Source organism: Kitasatospora sp. NPDC008050 (assembly GCF_042957465.1).
Taxonomy (GTDB): Bacteria; Actinomycetota; Actinomycetes; order Streptomycetales; family Streptomycetaceae; genus Kitasatospora.
The window spans coordinates 136,984-160,695 of record NZ_JBIBIJ010000001.1; the positions used below are offsets into that span (position 1 = coordinate 136,984).

The window sequence follows — 23,712 nt, forward strand, 5'->3', positions numbered from 1 at the left end:
CCTTCAGCTGCGCTCGGTGCGCGGATGTGCGGTGGTCTGGGCCAGGTGGGTCCGGTTGAGCCGGAGCCGCTCCTCCGCCGCGGTCGCGGTGACCTTGCGCAACCGGAAGAGGTGGTGGCGGATCCAGCCCCGGCGCAGCGGCTCGGCCAGGTCGGGGTCTTGGTCCGGAAGGTCGTAGGGGATCAGTTCCTCGACCACGAAGCGGTTGCGGGCGAACACCTCGGACCAGGTGCCCGCGGTGGGAATGCTGAGGCCGGCCCCGGCATCGACCAGGTCGCCGCTCAGCGTGCACAGGAAGTCCGCGAGGAGCACCTGGCCGCCGTCCACCACGGCCGCGTCGAGATTCGCCCACAGCGCCTGCTTGTTCTCGACCCGGAAGCAGCCGTCGGCACCGAAGGCCAGGTCGTACTGGCCGGGGAAGGGTTCCAGCGGGCCGTCCACGAGGAAGAGTTCGGCCCGGTCCGTCAGACCGCGCTCACCGATCGCGCGCTCCACGCGTTCGGCCAGTTCCTTGTCCCCGGTCACGCCGTGCACGAGGAGGTCCTGGTGGCTCGCCGCCAGGCCGATGAGCTCCTCCCCGCTGCGGCAGCCGAACTGCAGGACGGCGCCGAGCTGATCCAGCTCCTGGTCCTCCAGCAGCCGGCGGATCTCCTGCGCGGGTTGCGCGACCTCGGTGGCCGCCGGTCCGGTGACCGGCCGGTCACCGCCCGCCGGGCCGGTGGCCGGCCGCGCGCCCGCCTTCCCGGCGGTGATCCGCTCACGCAGATAGCCGGCGAGGGCGACGGGGGCGTGGTGGTCGAAGACCAGGGTGACCGGCAGGCGCAGGCCGGTGGCCCGGCCCAGGCGGTTGCGCAGTTCCACCGCGGTGAGCGAGTCCAGGCCCAGCTCGACGAACCCGGCCTCGGGTCCGAGGTCGGCCGGCTCCACCGCCAGTACGGCGGCCACCTCGCGGCGCACCAGGTCGAGCAGCACCGCGTGCTGCTCGTCCTCGGGCAGCCCGGTGAGGCCCTCCAGCCCACCGGTCGCCGGCTCGCCGGTCTGCGCCCCGACGCTCGCCTGCCGCGGCACGCTCCGGACCAGGGCCCGGTGCAGGGGGTGCCCCAGGCCCGCGTCCGCCTGCGCCCGCAGCGCGGCCGGATCCGTCCGCATCGGCACCTGGAGCGCCTCGTCGGCGCCGCGCGCGACATCGAAGAGCGCGAGCCCCCGTGCGGAGGTGAGCCCGAGCAGGCCGCCGCGGGTCATCCGACCCGTGTCGCCCTCGGTGAGGTGCTTGGTGAGGCCGGTCGCCTGCTCCCAGTAGCCCCAGGCCAGTGAGACGCCCGGCAGCCCGTTCGCCCGGCGGTGCTGGGCGAGTGCGTCCAGCAGGGAGCTGGCCGCGGAGTAGTTGGCCTGGCCGGGGTTGCCGAGCACACCGGCCGCGCCGGAGAAGAGCACGAACTCGGCCAGGTCCAGCCCGCGGGTCAGCTCGTGCAGGTTGAGCGCCGCATCGGCCTTCGGCCGCAGCACCCGGGCGAGCCGCTCCCCGGTCAGCGCGTCGAACATCCCGTCGTCGAGGGCGCCGGCGGTGTGGACGACCGTGCCGAGCGGATGCCCGGCCGGGATCGCGGCGAGCACCTGCGCCAGCTGGTCGCGGTCGGCGGCGTCGCAGGCCACCACGGTGACGTTCGCACCGGCGGCGGTCAGGTCGGCGGTCAGCTCGGCCGCACCGGGGGCATCCGGTCCCCGCCGGCTGAGCAGGACCAGCTGCCGGGCACCGCGCTCGGTCACCAGATGCCTGGCCAGCAGGCCGCCGAGGGTGCCGGTCCCGCCGGTGATCAGCACGGTGTGCGACGGGTCGGGCCGCCGGGGCACCGTCAGTACGATCTTCCCGACGTGGCGGGCCTGGCTCATGAACCGGAAGGCCTCCGGTGCGTTGCGCAGGTCCCAGTCGCGCCGGGGCAGCAGGTCGAGGACACCCTGTTCGAAGAGAGCGACGATCTCGGCGAGGATCTCGCCGATCCGCTGCGGTCCCGCGTCGACCACGTCGAACGCCCAGTAGCGCACGGCGAAGTGCGCGGTCGCCACCTGCGCGGCGTCGCGGACATCCGTCTTGCCCATCTCCACGAACCGGCCCCCGCGCGGCAGCAGCCGCAGCGAGGCATCGACGAACTCACGGGCCAGCGAGTTCAGCACCACGTCCACACCACCACCGTCGGTGGCGGCGAGGACCTTCTGCTCGAAGTCCAGGTCGCGGGACGAGGCGAGGTGCTCCTCGGCCACCCCCAGCGCCCGGACCGCCTCCCACTTGCCCTGGCTCGCGGTGGCGAACACCCGCGCCCCCAGGTGCCGGGCCAGCTGCACCGCGGCCATCCCGACTCCGCCGGCGGCCGCGTGCACGAGCACCGACTCCCCGTCGCCCAGCCCCGCGATGTCGACCAGCCCGTAGTAGGCCGTCACGAAGGCGACCGGGACCGAGGCCGCCTCTTCGAAGGACCAGCCGGCGGGCATCCGCACGACCGTCTGGGCGTCGGCCACGCAGACCGGGCCCAGACCGCTCGGGAACAGGCCCATCACCCGGTCGCCGACCGCGAAACCGTGCTCCCCGGCGGACACCTCGGTGACCACGCCGGCGCCCTCCGCGCCCAGCGTCAGCTCCCCGGGGTACATGCCGAGCGCGCCCAGCACATCGCGGAAGTTCAGCCCTGCGGCGCGCACCTCGACCCGCAGCTGACCGGGCGTCAGCGGTGCCTGCGCGGCGGGCCAGGGCAGCAGGGCCAGGTTCTCCAGGGTGCCCGCACCGGTGGTGTCCAGCCGCCAAGCGCTGCCGTCCGCCGGGGGCACCAGCGTGCCGTTCGAGCCGAGCGGGAGCAGCCGCGGCACCAGGGCCTCTCCCGCGCGGAGCGCGAGCTGCGACTCGCCGTCCGCCAGCGCGGTCGCCACGGCCGCCGGCAGTGCGGCGAGCGAGGCCCGGTCGTCGTCCAGATCGAGCAGCAGCAGCCGGTCCGGGTTCTCGGCCTGGGCCGTCCGCAGCAGACCCCAGACCGGAGCGTGCACCAGGTCCGCCACGTCCTCGCCGGCCCGGACGGACACCGCGCCGCGCGTCACCACCACCAGCCGCGCCGCGGCCTGGGCCTCGTCGGCCAGCCAGCCCTGCACCAGGGCGAGCACGCGCGCGGTGGCCGTGCGGATCGCGCCCGCGAGGTCCGGATCAGCTCCGGCGGCGGACAGCGACACCAGCGCCGTACCGCCTGCGTCACCCACCTCGGCGCCCGCCCGGCGCAGCACCTCTCCCAGGCCCAGGTCGTCCGGCCCGGGCAGGGTCCAGCCGGCGGCGCCCCGGCCGGTGACCGGCAGTGCGGTCCAGCCCACCCGCAGCAGCTCGTCCGGGAGCGCCGCCGGGCCGGCGGCCGACGGCCTCGGCGCGATCGGGCGCAGCACCAGCGAGTCCAGCTCGGCCAGCGGCCGCCCCGTGGCGTCGGCGATCCGGGCCGCGACCGCGTCGGTCCCGGCCGCCGTCAGCCGCACGCGCACCGCACCGGCTCCGCGGGCGAACAGCCGGACCCCGGACCAGGAGAACGGCAGCATCCCGCCACCGCTGCGCACGAAGCCGCCGAAGCCCATGGCGTGCAGGGCCGAGTCGAGCAGGGCGGGATGCAGGCCGTAGCCGCCCGCCGGCGTGTCCGCCAGCACCGCCTCGGCGAACACCTCCGCATCACGCCGCCAGACGGCGCGCAGTCCGCGGAACGCCGGGCCGTAGGCGTATCCGGCATCGGCCATCGCCTGGTAGTAGTCGTCCACCGGTACGGGCTGCGCGCCGGGCGGCGGCCAACTGGCCAGCTCGAATCCGGCCGGCGTGCCGTCGGCGCCGAGCAGCCCGGCGGCATGCCGCGTCCACGGCTGCTGCGCGGCGCCTGCCTCGGCCTCGGCCCGCGAGTGCACCTCGACCGCGCGGCGGCCCGTGGCGTCGGGGGCCTGGACCAGCACCTGCAGCTGCACACCGCCGTGGGCCGGCATGACCAGCGGTGCCTGCAGGGTCAGCTCCTCCAGTTCCGCGCAGCCCAGCTCCAGGCCGGCGTGCAGCACCATGTCGACGAACCCGGTGCCCGGGAAGAGCACCGTGCCGGACACCGCGTGATCGGCGATCCAGGGGTCGGTGGCCAGGGCTGCCCGGCCACCGAACACCGTCCCGCCGTCGGCGAGCGGCACGGCCGAGGTCAGCAGCGGATGGCCGGCCGGCTCCTGCGTGGTGCCCGGCAGGGCGGGTGCGCCGACCGGGGCGGCGGCAGCGGTGGCGACAGTGGCGGCCGGGCCGGCCGGAACGGAAACGTCGATCCAGCAGACCTGGCGTTCGAACGGGTAGGTGGGCAGACCCGGCACCCGGCGGGGCGCGTTCGCGCCGTGCAGCCCGGACCAGTCGACCACGGCTCCGCGCGCCCACAGTGCGGCCACCCGGCCCAGGTCGCGCTCGCGCAGTGCGGCGTCCAGCTCCGCACCGGCCACCCGTGCGGCGGTGGCCGAGACCACCGCGGCGTCGGGGCGGCCCCGGCGCCAGCGCGTGAGGCGGCCGATCAGCTCCTCGGTGCCGGCGGCGACGACGGCCAGACGGTGGCTCAGGTCCACCCGTCCGACCTGCAGGGTGTAGGCGATGTCCGCGAGATCGACCCGGGCGCCACCGCGCAGGAACTCGATCCACGCGTCGACGTAGGCGCCGAGCCGCTCCTCGGTGTGCGCCGACAGCACGAAGACCGCCGGTCCCGCGGCGGCCGTGCGGACAGCCGGGGGCTCGGGCGCCTCCTCGATCACGACGTGGGCGTTGGTACCGCCGCCGCCGATGCCGGTGATGCCCGCGCGGCGCGGCACCGGGGAGCCGTCCAGCGCCACACGGTCCCAGTCCACGGCGGAACCGCTGAGCTCGAAGGGCAGGCGGTCGAAGTCGATGGCGGGGTTGAACTCCGCCGGCAGCCTGGTCGGCGGCAGGGTGCGGTGCTGCAGTGCCAGCACGACCTTGAACAGCTGCGCCATGCCGGCCGACGCCTCGCCGTGCCCGATGTTGGGCTTGACGGACCCCAGACCGAACCGCCCGGCCACGCCGGTCCGGTCGCCGAAGGCCTGGGTGAGCGCCGTCATCTCGACCGCGTCACCGATCTCCGAGCCGTTCGCGGTGGCTTCCACGTAGCTGACGGTCCGCGGGTCCACACCACCGTCGCGCAGCGCCTCACGGATCACGTCGGCCTGCCGCTGGGCGCTCGGACTGGTGAAACCGATGGTCCGTCCGTTGTGGTTGACGGCGCTGCCGCGGATGACCGCCCGCACCGGGTCGCCGTCGGCCAGTGCCTGCCGCAACGGCTTCAGCAGCACCGCTCCGACGCCCTCACCGGGCACGATCCCGCTGGCCTCGGCACCGAAGGACGCGCAGTCGGACCGGTCCGACAGCAGCCCCACCGTGGCGAGTTCGACATAGGTCGAAGGGTGCAGGTAGAGGTTGACCGCGCCGGCCAGGGCCAGGTCGCAGCGGCCGGTCCGCAGGCTCTCGACCGCCTCGTGCAGCGCCACCAGCGCCGAGGAGCAGGCGGTGTCCACCGCCTTGCTCGGTCCACCGAGGTCGAACTGGAACGAGACCCGGTTCACCATGTCGCCGAAGGAGGTGCGCGGCATCTCCAGGCGGCCCTCCGAGCCGTGGCGGGTGAAGCCGTGCTTGGCCCCGCCCGCGAAGACCCCGATCCGCCGGCGCTGCGACAGCGGCAGCTTCGAGGGTGCGTAGCCCGCGTCCTCCAGTGCCTTCCAGCACTCCTGCAGGAAGAGCCGCACCTGCGGATCGGTGTTGCGCGCCTCCTGGTCGGTGAACTTGAACAGCGACGGGTCGAACTCGTCGAAGCCGTCCAGGAAGGCGCCCCACTTGGAAGGGCTCTTGCGCACCACGTCCGCGCCCTCGGGCCGCGGGTCGTAGTGCTCGCGCCAGTCCCAGCGGCGCGCCGGGATCTCGGTGACGGCCGAGCGGCCGTCCAGCAGCAACTCCCAGTAGCGGCGCAGGTCGGGGGCGTCCGGAAAGCGGCCGCTCATCCCGATGATCGCGATGCCGTCCTCCGCGGCCTCGGCAGCCTGCGCCGCCACGGCGGATCCGGCAGGCACGACGGGCTCGGCGGACACGGCGGACACGGCGGGCTCAGCAGGCGCGGCGGGCGCAGCAGACACGGCGGGCGCGGCGGGCTCAGCAGGCGCGGCAGCCACGGCGGTGGCCGGCGGCCGCACGGACCGCTGCCGCGTGGACTCCCGTCCCAGGTAGGCCCGGCACTCCTCGGGGAACTGCTCGGCCAGGTGGTCGGCCACCCCCTCGACCTTGGCGAACTCGAAGAACAACGTCCGGGAGGCCGCCGGGAACGCCTCGCCCAGCACGTGGTTCATCCGGGTGCGGGTGATCGAGTCGATCCCGTAGCGGTCCAGCTGTTCCTCGGCGTCGACGAGGCTTCCCACCGCCCCGATCATCTCCGCGGCCAGCAGGGCGAGCCGCCGCGCCATGGCCGGCGCCAGCTCGTCGGGGGCGAGGTCGGCCGCCGGCGCCACCGACGCCTCGTGCGCCGGACCGGCCGGCGCCTCGGGCACCGGTTCGGGCCGCGGTCCGGCCGCCGGCTCGCCCACCAGCTCGTGCACCAGCCCGTGCTGCGGCTGCGCGGTGGGCGGCACGGCCTGCAGGCCGTGGCGGTGCCTGGCGAACGGGTAGCCGGGCAGCGGCACCCTGCGCCCCACGCCGTCACGCCGCGCCGCGCGCCACTCGATCGGACCGCCGCGCACCCACAGCTCGGCGACCTGGGCGAGCTTGCCGCGCTCCAGCCACCTGGCGACCGCCTCCCGCAGGTCCTCGTCGTCCTCGAAGAGCCGGACGATCTCGCCGCGGTCGTCCGCGTGTCCCAGCCGGCCGTTCTGCGGCAGTCCGCTCCCCTGCGCCACCGCGCGCAGCCCCGCGACGAGTTCCGCCATGTCGTGCACCACCAGCACGGCGCGTGCCGCCAGGTGCGTGCGGCCCAGCTGCAGGGTGCGGGCCACGTCGGCCAGCAGCGGCCGTGGCGCAGGATCGACGGCGGGGTCCGGGCGGTCGGTCCGGGCCGGGCTGCCGCCCGCGTTCGCCACCAGCTGTGCCAGCTCCGCGGCCGTGCTGCCCCCGTGCAGGAGCCCGGCATCGAGCCGCACACCGAAGGCGGCGTCCAGCGCTTCGCCGATCCGGGCGAACTGCTGCGGCCGCACGCCGTAGGAGTCCAGTCGCCCGTCCGGTTCGATCTCGGCCGCCGCCACGCCCAGGACGTCCGCCACCATGGCGCAGACCTCCCCGGGCCGCACGGGTGCCGGGCCGGGCGGGGCCGCGGGGCCGGGCTCCGGGTCGAGGAACCGCGCCAGCACGCCCGCGTATTCGCGCAGCCGCTCGGCATCGCGCGCGGACAGCGGGACCACCTGCGGACCGTCCTCGTCCCGCCCGGCCGCCGCCTCCAGGGCCGGCAGGTACTGCTCGACCACCACGTGCACGTTGGTGCCGCTGTGTCCGAAGGAGCTCACCGCGGCCATCAGCGGGACGCCGGGCAGGTGCTGCCAGGGCCGGACCGTGGAGTCCAGCACGAAGGCCGAATCCTGCAGGCCGATCAGCGGGTTGAGACGGCTGTGGGTCGGCATGCCCACCAGCCGGCCGTGCCGCATGGTCAGCAGCACCTTGATCAGTCCCACCACCCCGGCGGCCGCGCCGGTGTGGCCGATGTGGGCCTTGGCGCTGCCCAGGGCGCAGAAGCCCCGCTCCTCGGTCAGCCGCCGGAACGCGCGTACCAGCGCGTTGGCCTCCACCGGATCGCCGAGCGGGGTGCCGGTCCCGTGGGCCTCGACGTATCCGACCCGCTCGGCGGCGATGCCGAACTCCCGGTAGGTGTCGAGGACCAGCTCCTCCTGCGCGACGCCGTTCGGCGCGGTGATGCCGTTGCTGGCGCCGTCCTGGTTCATCCCGGTCGCCCGCACGACCCCGTACACGTGGTCGCCGTCGGCCACCGCGTCGGCCAGCCGCTTGAGCACCACGACCGCCACCGCCTCGGTGTAGACCGTGCCGTCGGCGTCCGCGTCGAAGGTGCGGCACAGCCCGCTGGGCGACATCGCGCCGCTCTTGACCAGCAGGTCGAGCCCGCGCGCGTCCAGACCGGCGTTCGCGCCACCGACCAGCGCCAGCGAGGACTCCCCCGACCGCAGGCTCCGGCAGGCCAGGTGCAGGGCGGCCAGCGAGGACGAGCAGGCGGTGTTGACCACCAGCGCGGCTCCGCGCAGATCGAGGAAGTAGGACAGGCGCGAGGCCACCAGGGCGTCGGAGGCACCCGTGAACGACTCGTGCGGGTAGCTGGTCGGTTCGGCCCCGATGAACAGACCGGTACGCGAGCCGGCCAGCGTCCTCGGGTCGAGCGCGGCGTCCTCCAGCGCGTGCCAGCTCTCCTGCAGCAGCAGCCGCTGGTGATGGCTCATCAGATCGGCCTCGTGCGGCCTGATCCCGAAGAACTCGGGGTCGAAGCTGTCGCGCTCGGTCAGGATCCCGCCCCAGCGGTACCCGTCGCCCTCCTGCGGACCGATGTCGTCCGGGGTCAGCTCGCCATAGGCCACCCGGCCCTCGGTGAGGTTGCGCCAGAACTCGCGGACGTCCACCGCTCCGGGGAACTGGCCGGCCATGCCGACCACCGCGATGTCCAGCGTCCGGGTGCCGTCCTCGGGCACCGGGTGGCCGGCCTGCGGATCCGTCTGCTGCCCGGACGCAGCCGCGGCACCAGGGGCCGGCTCCGGGCGCCGGGCCGCGAGCATGGCGCGCGCCTGCTCGGCACCCACCGCCCCGGTGGCGTACCGGTCGAGGATGTCCCGGAACTCTGCGGTACTCATCGTGGCTCCTTCGTGGCCAACTCGGCGTCGAGCAGGTCGAGCACCTCGGCGGCGGAGAGTTCCCCGGCCGCGAAACGTGCCTCCAGCAGCGCGATCAGATCGTCCGGTGCGGGTGGCTGAGCGGGCTCCGGCGGCTGCGCCGCCGGGGGCTGAGCGACCGGGCCGGCCGGCTCCGGCGCCTCGGTCAGGTCGAGCAGATGGTCGGCCAGCCGCTCGATGGACGTGAAGTCGTACAGCGCGGCGGCGTTCAGCTCGACGCCCAGCTCCTCGCCGATCTGGGTGGCGAAGGTGGAGCCGGTGATCGAGTCGACGCCCAGGTCGGAGAAGGCCACCGAGGGTGACAGGTCCGCCGCCGACACCCGCAGTGTCCTGGCGAGGCGTTCGACCAGCAGCCTTCGGATGGCGCGCGGCCGGTCGGCGTCCCTGGCCGGGGCCGGGGCCGGAGCGGCCGCGGTGACGGCGGGGCTCACGGCGGTGGGGCTCACGGCGGTGGGGCTCACGGCGGCGGGGCTCACGGCGGGAGCCGGACGCGCGGCGGCGGCCCGCATGCAGACCACCTGCCGGTGGCGCCCCCCGCGCAGCAGCTGGACGGCGGTGGTGAAGCAGGCAGCGCCTTCCTCGTCGTCCAGGAAGCCCAGCATCGGGAAGTCCCCGGCCGCCTCGCCGAACGAGGCCCGCCAGGCACCCCAGTTGACGATGCCGACCGGGAAAGCCGAGGTCCGCCCGACGGCCCGGGCGAACGCGTCGGCGAAGGTGATCCCGGCGGCGTAGGCGGCGTGGGTGCCGGCTCCGCCGAAGGCGAAGGCCTGGGCCGAGGAGAAGTAGCACAGGAAGTCCAGCGGCTCCTGGGCCACCGCCTCGTACACGTGCCGGCCACCGGCGGACTTGATGTCGAAGTGCTCGCGGAACTCGTCCTCACCGAGGGCGCCGAGGGCGCCGGAGACGTCGGTGATCGCGGTGGCACCGGCGAACAGCACGCCGTGGATCTGCCCGAGTGCGGCCTTCGCCTCGGCCATCACCTGCCGCGCCTGCACCGGATCGGTGACATCGGCCCGCAGATAGCCGACCCGGCCGTCCGCCAGCGCCTCGCGCACCGCCGGGTCGCTCTGCGGCCTGCGCCCGATGCAGATCACCTCGGCGGCATGCTGGTCGAGCAGATGACGGCTGACGACCCGGCCGACCGAACCGCTGCCGCCGACCACCACGTACTTGCCGCCCCTGCGGATCCCCGGCAGCGCCCGGTCCGCCGGCGCCTGCAGGTCGACCGGGCGGACCTCCACCCGGTACCGGTGCCCGCCGCGCAGCGCGACCAGCTCACCGCCCGGGGCCGGGGGCTCGGCGGCGACCAGGGCGGCCAGCTGTGCCAGGGAGTCCGGGGTGGTCAGGTCGGCGCCGGAGACGTCCAGGTTGCGGACGGCGAACCGGCCCGAGTCGCGCGCCGCGAAGTAGGCCAGCCCGGCCAGACCCGCGCCGTGCCACCCGCTCGGCTCGCCGCTGACCGCCTGGGTGTCCTGCGTGACGACGAACAGGTCCGTGCGCCGGGCGCTCCCGACCTGCGCAAGCGCCTTGACGAGGCGCAGCAGCGCGAGTTCGTGCTCGGCCTCGGCCTGCGGCCCGACGGGCGCCGCGCCGGCCACCAGGTGCACCCGGTCGGGGGCCGGACCGTCCAGCGGGTAGGGACCGCCGAGCGGGCACTCGACCACGTCGACGGCACCGGAGCGCCGGTAGTGCTCCGCCAGGGCGGCGGCGAGCGGAACGCCCGTGCGCCGCGCCACGATCAGCACCCTGGCTGCCGCCCGCCCGGCTGCCGGGCCCGGCACCGCGGCCGACCGTACCCAGTGCGGCGCGGTCAGCAGTCCCGCCACCGGCGGCACCGGTACGGCGGCCGGCGGCACGGCAGCCGACGACACGGCGGCCGGCGGCACGGCGATCGACGGCAAGGCGGCCGGGAGCGCGGCGTCCCGGGACTCCTCGCCGGCGCCGGGGATCCAGTGCCGCTCCCCGGCGAACGGGTAGGTCGGCAGGCTGATCCGGCGGGGGCGATCCGGCCCGTCGTGGGCCGCCCGGTCGAGCGTGCCGCCCTCGGCCCAGTGCCGGGCCTGCTGGCCGAGCTCCGTCGGGGGCAGCTGCGGGCGGACCCCGGATGCGGCGAACTCATCGAGGAGGTCCACCAGTTCGGCGAGGTCATGCGCCACGACGGCGACCCGCACCCCCCACTCGACCCGGCCGGTCCGCAGCGTGTGGGCGACCTCGCGCAGGACGTGGCCGGCGCTCTGTCCGGCGAGGCGATCCCGCAGCCGCGCGGCCACCTGCCGCAGCTGGTCCTCGGTGCGGGCGGAGAGCGGGACCAGGACCGGTCCTTCGGCGGCACCGGCGGGGGCCGGCCCGGCGGGCACGTACTCCTCCAGCACGACGTGCGCGTTGGCGCCGGTGGCACCGAAGGAGCTCAGGCCCGCCAGCCGCGGTCCCTGCGGCGGCGCCGGCCAGAAACCGGTCTCGCGCTGCAGCCGGAACGGCGTGCGGTCGAGGTCGAGCAGCGGGTTGACGGTGTCCGCGTGCAGCGAGGGCACCAGGGTCCGGTGGTGCAGTTGCAGCACCGCCTTGGTCAGGCCGGCGATCCCCGCCGCGGACTCCGCGTGCCCGATGTTGGACTTCACCGAGCCCAGCGCGCAGAACCCGGTGTCACCGGTGTCCCTGGCGAAGGCGGTGGTCAGCCCCTTCAGCTCGATCGGGTCGCCCAGTGCGGTGCCGGTGCCGTGCGCCTCGACGTAGCCGACCGAGCGCGCGTCCACGCCCGCCGCGGCCAGCGCGGCGCTGATCACGGCGGCCTGGCCGACCGGACCGGGCACGCTGAACCCGCTGGTGGCGCCGACGTGGTTGACCGCGGTGGCGGCGATGACGGCGTAGATGTGGTCGCCGTCGGCCTCGGCGGCGGCCAGCGGCTTGAGCACCACCGCGCCGACCCCCTCCGCGGACACGTAGCCGTCGCCACCCTGTCCGAAGGAGCGGCAGCGGCCGTCCGAGGAGTGCATGCCGACCATGCCGTAGGTGCGGTACTTGCCGGGATGCAGCGACAGGTTGACCCCGCCCGCGATCGCCACCTCGCACTCGCGGCGGCGCAGGCTCTCCACCGCGAGGTGCAGCGCGGTCAGCGAGGAGGAGCAGAGCGTGTCCACCGTCATGCTCGGACCGTGGAAGTCGCAGGCGAAGGAGACCCGGTTGGCGATCTGCCCCTGATTGAGACTCAGCGGGACCGCGGCGGGGGCCTGGGCCGCCACCAGCGTGTAGTCCTTGTGCATGGCTCCGGCGAACACCCCGACCGCGCGGCGCCGGTCGGGGCCCTTGGCGGCGGCGAGCGTTGCCGGCGTGTAGCCGGCGTCCTCGATCGCCTCCCAGCAGGTGCGCAGGAACCACCGCTCCTGCGGGTCGGTGATCTCCGCCTCGGGGCGGGAGATCCGGAAGAAGTCGGCGTCGAAGCGGTCGACGTCCTCGATGAACCCGCCCCAGCGCGACACGCGCTCCCCGGCGGGAGTCGGCCAGCGCCCGGGCGGCACCTCGCCGACGCTGTCGCGGCCGGCCTTGAGGTTCTCCCAGAAGGCCGTCAGGTCGCTCGCACCGGGGTAGTGCCCGGCCAGGCCGACGATCGCGAACCGCTCGGCGCCGGCGGACGGCAGCCGCCGCCGCTTCAGCCGCGGTCGCTCCAGCGGCCGCCGGGTGCCGCTGCCGTCCCAGGCGGCCAGGATGGCATGGGCGTTGGTGCCACCGTCCGCGAAACTGGAGACGGCGGCGACCAGCGGGGCGTCGGGCCACGGGACGAGGGCGCGCTCGAACCTGAGCGGCGTCGCACCGAGATCGAAGTGCTCCAGTGGCTGCTGGCCGCTGAGGAACGGCACGATCCGGCGGTTGCGCAGCATGAGGACGGTCTTGATGACGCCCGCGATCCCCTCGGCGCACTGCGGGTGGCCGATGTTCGGCTTGACCGAGCCGAGGATGCACGGCGTGTCGGAGCCGTTGCGGTAGACGGCCTGGATCGCCTTGAGCTCGATCAGGTCCGGGATGGCCGAGCCGGCCGCGTTGGTCTCGATGTAGGTCACGTCGGCGGCGTCGGTCCCGGCCCGGGCCAGCGCACCGGCCATGACGCGCTGCTGCGCGGCCGGGTTCGGTGTCGCCGGTCCCGCGGTGCGGCCGTCGTTGTTGACCGCCACCGCCCTGACCACCGCATGCACCCGGTCACCGTCGGCCTCGGCGGCGGCCAGCGGCTTGAGCAGCAGGACACCGACGCCCTCGGCCGGGGTGAACCCGCGGGCCCGCCGGTCGAAGACGTGGAACTCCGGCTCCTGGTTGAGCAGTCCGCGCTGATCGAACAGCCGGTGACCGCCCGCGTCGGGCAGCAGGCTGACCCCGGCCACCACGGCGGCCTCGGCGTCGCCCGCCCGCAGGGCCTGGACCGCCTGGGAGAGCGCGACCAGGGCGGAGGAACAGGCGGTGTCCACGACCATGCTCGGGCCGCGCAGGTCGAAGTGGTGCGACAGGTTGGCGGCCAGGTAGTTCTGGCCGACCGCGACCACCGGATTGCGGCTGCGCGCCAGCACGTGCTCGGCGGGGTCGTGCCGGGTGCGGCCGCCGACGTAGACGCCGATGTCCCGTCCCTTGAGGTCGGCGGCCGGGTAGCCGGCGTCCGCGAACGCGAACAGCGTCTCCTCCAGCAGCAGCAGTGCCTGCGGGTCCATGGCCGCGGCGTCGGCGTCGGAGAGGTGGAAGTAGCCGGGATCGAACCCGTCCCGCTCGATCAGCCCCGCGCTGTAGCCGGTCGCGCGGCCCCAGTGCCGGGCAGGGACCTCGGCGATCGCCGAGCGGCCCTCACTGAGCAGCCGCCAGTAGGCGTCCAGGTCCTCGGCGCCGGGGAACCGGCCGGACATGCCGACGATCGCGACGGCGAACGGCTCGTCCGCCGTGGCGCCACGGCGCGGCGCGGTCGCGGCGGGCAGGGTTGCGCTCGCGGCGGGCAGGGTCACGGTCGTGGCGGGCAGGGTCACGGCCGGAGCCGCCGACGTATCGCGCGCGGCGCCGAACACCGCTGCCAGCTCGGGTCCGTGCTGGTCCGCCAGCCAGCCGGCGAAGGCCGACACGGTGGGCTGGTCGAGCAGGGCCGACGGGTCGAGCTCGACGCCCAGGCGACCGCCCACCAGCCGCAGGATCTGCACCATCATGATCGAGTCGGTCCCGTAGTCACTGATCGGGACGTCGGCCGCGAGCCGGCCACGGTCGAAGCCCAGCTGTTCGGCCAGCAGGTCGAGCAGCCAGGATTCGGCCTGCGCCAGGGCGGGCTGTGCCACGGGGAGCTCCTCCAGGGGGTGCCGCGACGGTGCGGTCTGCATCTGCGGGGCCGGTGCTGCCGCCACGGAGCCCGGCCTGCGGTTGCGCAGGGCCTCGGGGGTCCACTGCGGCGGGACGATCGCCGGCAGCACCACCGGTCCGGCCCCCGTGGACAGGACGTGGTCGAGCAGCCGCAGCCCCTCGGCCTCGGAGAGTGCGCCGAGGCCGGTGGCCCGGTAGCCGGGACCGGGCTGCTCGGTGCCCATCCCGGTGCCCCGCCAGCTGGGCCAGCCCACGCTGACCAGGGGCAGCCCGTGCGGCCTGGCGCGGGCCACGGCGTCCAGGTGTGCATTGGCCATCGCGTAGTCGCTCTGGCCGACGGCCGCGGCCGCGACGGACGAGGCGACCGAGGAGAACAGGACGAAGAATCGCAGCGGATCGCCGGCCACGGCCCCGACCAGCGCGTCGAGACCGGCCGCCTTGGGCGCCAGCACCGCACGCACCGCCTCGACCGGCTTGCGCACGAAGGCGAGGTTCTCCCGGTCGACCAGCCCGGCGGCGTGCAGGACGCCACCGATCGGCCCGTACTCCCGCCGCACCGCGTCGAGTGCCGCAGGCACGGCGGCGGGGTCCTCCCCCAGCGGCAGCGACAGCACCCGCACCCGGACGCCGTCGCGCTCCAACTCCCGCAGCCCGAGCAGCTTCTGGCCCAGCGGGGTGTCCGCGCTGTGGCGGTGCCACTCCTCGCGCGGCGGCAGCTGCTCGCGGCCGGTCAGCACGAGGGTGCGGGCGCCCCACTGGTCGACGGCGTGCCGGGCCAGGGCAAGGCCGATCCCCCTGGTGCCACCGGTGATCAGCAGGACCTCGTCGGCCGGGAACCCGACCGGGCCGCCGACGCCGACCGGCAGGTCGGTGAGCACGGCCCGCTGCCGCACCCCGGCCAGGTAGCTGACCTCGCTGTCGTCGCCCGCATCGGCCAGCTCACGCGCGACCAGGTCCGCCAGGTCCGGGTCGGCGGGGTCGATCTCCAGGTAGCGGGAGCGGACGCGGGCGTACTCGCTCTGCAGCATCCGGTAGAGCCCGGCCCGGGCGTCGCCCGCTCCCACGCCGAGCAGCAGCGCCGCGCGGGCGGCCATCCGCTGCACCACCGGCAGCCACGTGTCGAGCTCCGGGCCACCGAGGTCGACCAGCGCGTCGAACCGGTCGTCCAGGTCCGCGACGGACCCGACCAGCCGCGCGTGCGGCAGGGCCTCGGCCAGCCGGCGCGCCGCCGGCCCCGCACCGAACACCGCGACCGCCGAGGGACGCTGACCCACGGTGACCGCCGCGGGCTCCCAGCGCCGGCCCAGCAGCCGGGTGCCGGCCGGTGCCGGAACATCGGTCCACCGCCGGGCGACGAACACCTCGCCGAACGCGTCCGGCGCCGCCACCGGACGCCACACCTGCGGGTAACCGCTCTCCCCGAGCACCTGCGCCCAGCTGGGGCCGGAGAGGATCGGGGCGCCGGGGATCCGGACGTCCTCGTCGTCGTAGCGCCACCAGCCGTCGAGCAGGCCGAAGGTCAGGGTCAGCGCGGCGGACTTGCGGGTGACCTCGTTGATCACCAGGACCCCGCCCGGGCGCAGCGCCGCGGCCAGGTTGCGCAGGACCAGCCGGATGTCCCGGGTGGCGTGCAGCACGTTGGTCGCCACGATCACATCGCACTGCCCGCCGGTGAGCGCCTGACCGGCGGTCTGCTGCTCCACGTCCCAGCGGCCGTAGCGCAGGTACTCGCGCCCCGTCCCGAACCGGCGCTCCGCCTGGTCCAGGAAGGCCGGGGACAGGTCGGTGAACCAGTACTCGACGCGGTCGGCGTGCTCGTCCAGCCAGGGCAGCAGGACGGCCGTCGTGCCACCGGTCCCGGCGCCGACCTCGGCCACCTTGACGGTGCCGGCGGTCCCGGCCAGCCGGTCGCGGACCGCCGCCGCCGCCACCTCGGCCACCACCTCGTTGAGCCGGTCGGCCACCGCGTTGCCCTGGTACACCGCGGAGAGCTTGGCCAGCGAACCCCCGGGGAAGAGCACATCGGTGGCGGGCAGCGCTCCGGAGAGGATCTCCGGGAGCCGGTCGACGCACTCCCCCACCAGGGAGAGCTGCGCGCTCCAGTAGGGGTCTGCCGCGAAGCGCTCGGCCACCGCCGCCCACGACAGGCCCGGGTCCGCCGACGGCTGCTCGCCAGCCAGTTCGAGCATGTCGCCGTGCAGCCGGGCCAGGCCCGCGGCGGCGAGCATCCGGGCGGCCTCCGTGAGCCAGCGCCGGTACTTGTCCTGGACCGACAGCCGGTGGGCCAGCGCGGTCAGCGACTGCGCGGCACCGTCCTGGAAGGCGCCGCACTCGCGCAGCCGAGCCAGCACCCGTGCGGCGATCAGACGGTCCAGCTCGTCCGCGGACAGACCGGTCGCGGCCGGGGCCGGCGGGATGCTGGTATCCGCGATGAGCCGGCTCAGTGCGCTCGACCGCCCGGGGCGGTCCGCCTCGGCGGAGCCGGACGCGTCGGCGGCACCAGGCGCACCGGACTCACCGGACTCACCGGAGGCATCGGCGGCATCGGACGCACCGAACGCCTGCGGATACCGCTCGGCCAGGTGGGCGGCCAGTCCGCGGATCGTGGTGAATTCGAACAGCAGCGTCGGGTCCAGCTCCCGGCCCACCGCCGCCTCCAACTCGTCGACCAGCTCCAGCACCTGGACCGAGTCGATGCCGAGGTCGTAGTAGCCGGAGTCGAGCGGTATCGACTCCGGGGCACGGTTCAGCCGCCTGGCCAGCAGGCGCCGCAGGCCCTCCTGCGCCCGGCCGATCGCGGCCGGGGCGGCCGCGGAGCCGGCGGGCGCGGCACCCGGGCGGACAGCGGCGGCCGGCCGGTCGGCGGCCAGCGGCCCGACCGCCTTGCTGGAGAGCCCGGACAGCTCGGCCACCTGGCGGCCGGCCTCGTCGAAGAAGTCCACCGAGAGCCGGACCACCTCGCCACGCCGCACCACCGCCGAGCGGCGCACCCGCGCGGTGCAGTGCCCGGTCAGCGGGCCGGCCGCGCGGAAGGCGGCCACGTGCAGCGGCAGGAACGCCTGGCCGCCGGTGTCGAGCAGGGCCCCGGCCGCGACCGCGCCGCCGAGCAGCAGGGCCGGGTGGAGCAGGTGGTCGCCGGGCGGCGCGGTGAGTTCGGCGACCAGCTGCTCGGGATCGGTCCAGAGCCGGCCGGCTGCCCGTGCCGCACCGCTGTACTGCTGGCCGTTGCCGCCGTCGCGCCGGTAGATCCCGTCGAGCGGCTGGGGCGTGCCGGACGCGGGGCCGTCCAGCCGTTCCCGGAAGGACCCGGGCTGCGTCAGCGCGACCTCGGCCTTCGCATAGGGCCGGCCGTCGCCGATCGTCACCTGCCAGCGGCCGGCACCGGTGGCCGTGCACCGGATCGCCACCGCCAACGGTCCCTCGGTCACATCCAGCGGTCGCAGCGCGGTGAGATCGCGGAAGACGAGTTCGCCGACGTCGTGGCCGTGGTCGCGGAACACGGCGGCGATGAGGTCGAAGTACGCCAGTGCGGGCAGCAGCGAGCGGCCCTGCACCTGGTGACCGGCGATGACCGGGGTGTCGGTGGACAGCAGCACCTCGCCGACCAGGTCGGTACCGACGGCGGGCACGGGCGACGACTCGGACAGCGACGCGAGCGACGCAGGCGACGGCTCGGACGGCGACTCGGACGGCGAATCGGGCGGCGAATCGGGCGAAGCGGGCGACGGCTCGGACGAGGAGGCGGGCGAGAGCGCACCCACCGAGTCGGCGGCGGCCAGCCGGCAGCGGTCACGGGCGAACGGATAGCCCGGCAACGCGATCCGCGGTCCGCCGCCGGGCCACTCGACCGCCGCGCCGCGCACCCAGGCGGCGGCCAGCTCGTGCACGGCGGCATCCGTGGCCGGTGCGGCCGAACGGGCGGCCCGGCCGGTCCGCACCCGCGGGGACTCCTCCCCGGCCAGGTACCGCTCCAGGTCGGCCAACAGCCCGTCGACGCCGTCGAAGACCACGGCCAGCCGCTGCGCCATGGGCTCGCGGGTCTGCAGGGTGCGGGCGATCGCCGCAGGGTGCGCCTCGCGGCCGTCACCGCGCAGGTGGTCGGCCAGCTGCGTGGTGAGGTCGCGCAGCCGCTCCTCGTCACGGGCGGAGAGCACACAGACGTAGGGGGCCTGCTCCGCAACGGGTTCAGGGGACGACACGTACTCCTCCAGGATCACGTGGGCGTTGCCGCCGCCCGCTCCGAACGCGCTGATCCCGGCGGTGCGCGGCAGCGGGCGGCCAGCGGCGTCGAGCCGCGCCGGCCACGGGGCCCGCTCGCGCTGCAGCCGGAAGGGGGTGGCGGCCAGGTCGAGATGGGGGTTCAGCCGCTCGGCGTGCAGCGAGGGCACCAGCTCCTGGTGCCGCAGCTGGAGCAGCACCTTGGTGATCGCCGCGATCCCCGCGGCCGACTCCGCATGCCCGATGTTCGACTTGACCGATCCGATCGGGATGCGCACGCCGTCCAGGTCATGGCCCTGGAAGGCGCGGACCAGTCCGGTGATCTCGATCGGGTCGCCGAGCGAGGTGCCGGTGCCGTGCGCCTCCAGGTAGTCCAGCTCCGCGGGGGTCAGGCCGGCCCGGGACAGCGCCTCACCGATCAGCACCCCTTGCGCCCTGGGATTGGGCACGCTGAAGCCCTTGCCGGCCCCGCCGTGGTTCACCGCGGTGGACCTGATCACCGCGAGGATGCGATCGCCGTCCGCCTCGGCCGCCGAACGGCGCTTCAGCAGCACCGCACCGGCTCCCTCGGCGGGCACGTAGCCATCGCCGCCCTCGCCGAAGCTGCGGCACCTGCCGTCGGTGGACAGGAACCCGCCCTTGGACAGCTGGAGGTACTTCAGCGGGTGGCTGGAGATGTTGACACCGCCGGCGACCGCGGCGTCGCAGTCCCCGTTGCGGATCGCCTGACAGGCGAGGTGGACCGCGGTCAGCGAGGACGAGCACATGGTGTCCAGGGCGATGCTCGGCCCGTCGAAGTCGAAGAAGTACGAGACCCGGTTCGCCACCGAGGCGTACGAGGAGGAGGTCGCGGTGCCGGTCCCGCGCAGCGCCTCCTCCACTCCGTACAGCTGGTAATGGCCGTACATCAGCCCGACGAAGACCCCGGTGCGGCCGCGGGAGAGCGCCGCGCGGGAGGTGCCGGCGTCCTCCAGCAGGTGCCACACCGTCTGCAGGAAGATCCGCTCCTGCGGGTCGATGTGCTCCGCCTCCACCTGGGACATGCGGAAGAACATCGGGTCGAACGAGTCGATGTCGGAGAGCCAGCCGCCCCACTTGGCGTAGGCCTTGCCGGACACCTCCCGGTCCGGGTCGTAGAACCGGTCGTGGTCCCAGCGGTCCTTCGGGACCTCCTCGACACAGTCCCGGCCCTGGGACAGGTTCGACCAGAACTGCCAGAGGTCGTCGGCCTGCGGGTAGCGACCGGCCACCCCGACGATCACGATCTCGTCCGCCCCGGGAGCGGGAGCGGGAGACGCCGGGGCGGGGGCCGGGGCGGATGCGGGAGCGGGTGCCGGTGCGGCCTGCTCGCCCGTGGACCGCTGCGCCCCGTCCTGACGTCCGCGGCCGGTCAGGCCGCGCAGCGCGTCGCCGTGCTGCTCGATCAGGAAACCGGCCAGCTCACCGACGGTCAGGTACTCGAAGAACAGGGTCTTGGACAGCGGGCCGAAGTGCTTCTCCAGCTCCCGCGTGAGGCTCATCACCAGCAGCGAGTCGATGCCGTAGTGGTCGAAGGCCTCGTCCACGTCGATGTCCTCGGCCGGCATCTTCAACTCGACGGCCAGCAGTGCGCGCAGGAACTCCTCGGTGGCGGCCCGCAGCTGCTCGGCGGCGCCGTCCGGCCGCACCGGGGCGGGGTCACCGGACTGCCGCTGCTCGTGCTCGTGCTCGGCGACGGGCCCGCGGTCCAGTGCCGCGGCGATCCGCTCCTGGTCGCCCGCGGTCAGCAGGACGTGGGAGACCCCACTGGCCAGCGCGCCTTCCAGCGCGTCGAGCGCGGCCCCGGACGGCAGCGGTTCCATGCCGAACTCGCGCCGCATCGCCTGCCGCGCCTGGGCGGAGATGGTCATCGCGCCGTCGCGCCACAGCGACCAGTCCACCGCCAGCGTGCGGCCGGGACGGCGCTGTTGGCGGCGCTGCTCCAGGTAGTGCGAGAGGAAGCTGTTGGCGAAGGCGTAGTCGCTCTGCCCGACGTTGCCGAACACCGCGGCGGTCGAGCCGAACCCGATGAAGTAGTCGAGGTCGTCCTCCCGGGTCGCCTCGTCCAGCAGGACCAGGCCGCGCACCTTGGGCGCGATCACCGCCTCGGCGTCCGCCGCGCTCTTGCGCAGCACCAGCGAGTCCCGCAGCGTGCCCGCCGCGTGCACGACCCCGGCGATCCGCCCGAACCTGCGCCGGGCCTCGCTCACCACGTGCTCGACATCCTCGCGGACGCCGACGTCGGCCCGCAGATGCACCCAGCCCTGCGGCAGTTCCGCGTCCGGCTGCGAGCGGCTGACCAGCACGATCCCGGCGCCGGGGTGGCGGGCGATACGCTCGGCGACCAGCCGGCCCAGCTTGCCGGTGCCGCCGGTGACCAGGTGCGCACCGTCCCGGGCCAGCGGCGAGGTCGGGCCGACTGCGGGCAACTCCAGGGGCTGCCAGGCACGGACCGTGCGGCGCGCGCCTTCGACGCGCAACTCCGGCTCGGGGCTGTCGAGTTCGGCGAGCACCAGCCGGGCCGGCCCGGCGCCGGACGTGGACTGCGAGCCGGTCCGGGCGAGCACGGTCATCCGGATCCCCGGGTGCTCCTGCCCGATCGAGCGGGCAAAACCGTCCATCGCGGCGTGCACCGCACCGGCCGCACCGGCCTCCTCGCCGTGGACGTACAGGTAGCGCAGCGGTCCGCCCCGGTCCGCGATCCGGGCCCGGCAGACCTCCAGGGCGGTGTGGAAGCCACTGCGCACGGCCTCGTCGACCCCGCCGGCCGCGGCCAGCGCGACGACGTGCGAAGCCGTGCCGGGGTCGCCGACCTGGACCGGCAACCCCGGCGCCAGGGCGAGCAGTTCGTCGCGCAGTGCGATCGCCCGGCCGTCACCGGTGTCCAGCACGGCCAGCAGCCCGACCGCGGGGAGCGCTGCACCGCGGGCCGTGGCCGCGACCTCCCGGCGCACCGGCTCGAAGGCGTGCACCCGCGGCTGGGAGCGCCCCGCCGCGCGCAGCGTGAACCGCTCGATGCGCGCGAGCACGGTGCCGTCCTCGGCGGTCAGGCTGATGTCGAAGACCTGCCCCTCGGCGCCGCTCTCCACCAGCACGGCGTGCGCGTAGCAGGTGTCGGCGAGCTCGCCGGCCAGCCGGATGGATCCGATCGAGTAGGGCAGGTGTGCCACCGAGCCGGACACCAGCCAGCCGGCGGCCTGCAGCGCGCCGTCCAGCAGCGAGGGGTGGAAGCGGTGCTCCCCGACCTCGGGCCGGCGCAGCCGGGCCACCACCTCGCGGTCCCCGAGGGCCAGTTCCTCGATCACCCGGAAGCTCGGACCGTAGTGGAAACCCAGCGTGTCGAAGTAGTCGTAACACTCGCGCCGGGACCTGGTCCGGTCGCACCTGCCGCGCGCGGCGGCCAGATCGACCCGCCCGGGATCCGCGCCCTCCTGCGGGCCGTCCTGGCCGAACACCACCCGGCCGCGCGCGTGCGGGTGCGCTCCGGCGATGTCGAACTCCCCCGCAGGGTCCACCGTCACGCGCAGGTCGTAGCGCTGACCGGGCCTCAGGGCGACCGGCGCGGCCCAGACGACATCGTCGATCCGCCACACCTGACCGGCGCCCCGGGCGCGTTCCGCCGCCAGCCGTGCCAGTTCCAGGTACACCACACCGGGCAGCACGCACTCCTCGCCGACCACGTGGTCGGCGAGGTAGAACTCGGCCCCGGTCAGCTGCTTGACGAAGGCGGAGCCATCGGAGGCCGGGAGGCCCCGGTCCGGCAGGGCGGTCCCGTTGGTCCCGTCGGGGGCACCGACCCAGTGCCGGGCCCGTTCGAAGGGGTAGGTCGGCAGCCCGACCCGGCGTGCGGAGGGCAACCCGGACCAGTCGATGTCCGCGCCCTCGGCCCACAGTTGGGCGAGCGCCTCCAGATCCCGCTCGGCGCAGAGCGCGCGCAGGTAGTCGTGCCAGGCCGCGCCGCGCGACCCCGCGGCGGGCCGCTCCGCGCCGCCGAGGTGCACCCCGTTCCCGAAGTGGCCTTCGGCGCAGGCGTCGAGCCGGTCCAGCAACTCGGCGCGGTCACCGGCGACGAAGGCCAGCCGGTGCCGCATCGCCTCACGGCCGACGCGCAGGGTGAACGCGACATCCACCGCCGCGGGCCCTTCCTCGCGGATGAACACGGCCAACCGCCGCGCCTGCTCCCGCAGTGCGCCCTCGGTTCTGGCGGACAGGACGAAGAGTTGCCTGTCCGGACGTTCCGCACCAGCCGTAGCGGCCGGCAGAGCCGCCTGTTCCGGTACGGGCGGATTCAGCGGAAGAGCACACTTGTCGTCCATAACCTTCGTCTCGTCGTCAAGGTCATTTCTCGAACGGGATACGGCGGACAGCCCAAAGCACTGCCCGGCGCAGCGGGACAGCACGGGTGAATTCGTCAGGACCCGGCCTGGAAATGCCGGGTGTGAGCGGGCGCATGAAGTGCGTCTACGGATTCATCAACACGTTGCACTCATACGCGGACACCGAAATGCCGACCTTCTTTGGCTACGCGGATCAAACCCTCGGCGAATGAACTCTCGTAAGACGAGCAGATAGCTCTGCGAGCCCCCCTGTCAGCATCACTGTCCAAGGCCGCCCGAGGCGGCCGATCCCCCATCAGCTTGCTTCACCTCCGGCAACCTAACATCCGGCAACAAGACGCGGCAAGGGTGTTGGATCACGATCGATGGGGGGCACTCGGTCCATCATGGACCCTGCCACCAGGCCTGCCACAAGCCACGGCACCGGGCCGCCGGACCGGCGAACTCGCCCGTGGAACACGTCGCGCCGGACCGCCATCCGCCATCTGACGGGAGATCAAGGTGTCGGCCCGGCACTCCGGGCACTTCCGGCGGTACTCACACGAATCACCCTGGCGCTGCCGAGAACCACCGTGCTAGAGTCCCGCGCTGGTGGATCGAGGCAGGGGGCAGCCGAGCCTTTGAGAGCCATAGCACAGTAGAACCGGAGAGTGCTTCCAGAATGGCGCACTCTGAAGATCCGTGTGCGACCGGGGGCTGATCCAGATGAGTCGGGGCGATCCGCCGGGTGCCGTGATCCCTAACCCCGATGCCGGTGTCGGACGGGGCAATTGAACCGCCTCCGACGAGATCCACCGGCGAACTGCTCCAGTTGCTGAGCCAAGCACCAATCCCCCCCTGCGCGTGCACGAACCGGAGTCCCGGTCCCGGGTCTCCACAGGTATCCGAACGAGCCGTCCGTCGGTGTCAACCG

General features: G+C 74.6%; 2 protein-coding genes. Both read right to left on the bottom strand.

The features are described 5' to 3' along the window. Window positions 1-3: 3 nt before the first annotated feature. Complete coding sequence (locus tag ACFZB9_RS00610) at window positions 4-8,868, bottom strand: SDR family NAD(P)-dependent oxidoreductase (RefSeq protein ID WP_391442548.1); 8,865 nt, start codon at window positions 8,866-8,868, stop codon at window positions 4-6. Beyond that, window positions 8,865-22,778 (bottom strand): SDR family NAD(P)-dependent oxidoreductase, encoded by a 13,914-nt coding sequence (locus tag ACFZB9_RS00615; RefSeq protein ID WP_391442549.1) that lies wholly within the window; start codon window positions 22,776-22,778, stop codon window positions 8,865-8,867. The genes ACFZB9_RS00610 and ACFZB9_RS00615 overlap by 4 nt, the downstream gene beginning before the upstream one ends. Window positions 22,779-23,712 lie beyond the last annotated feature (934 nt).

Bases quoted from the DNA above. Each gene is read 5' to 3' on its own strand.
- ACFZB9_RS00610 (WP_391442548.1), bottom strand. From the start codon at position 8,868: ATGAGTACCGCAGAGTTCCGGGACATCCTCGACCGGTACGCCACCGGG.
- ACFZB9_RS00615 (WP_391442549.1), bottom strand. From the start codon at position 22,778: ATGGACGACAAGTGTGCTCTTCCGCTGAATCCGCCCGTACCGGAACAG.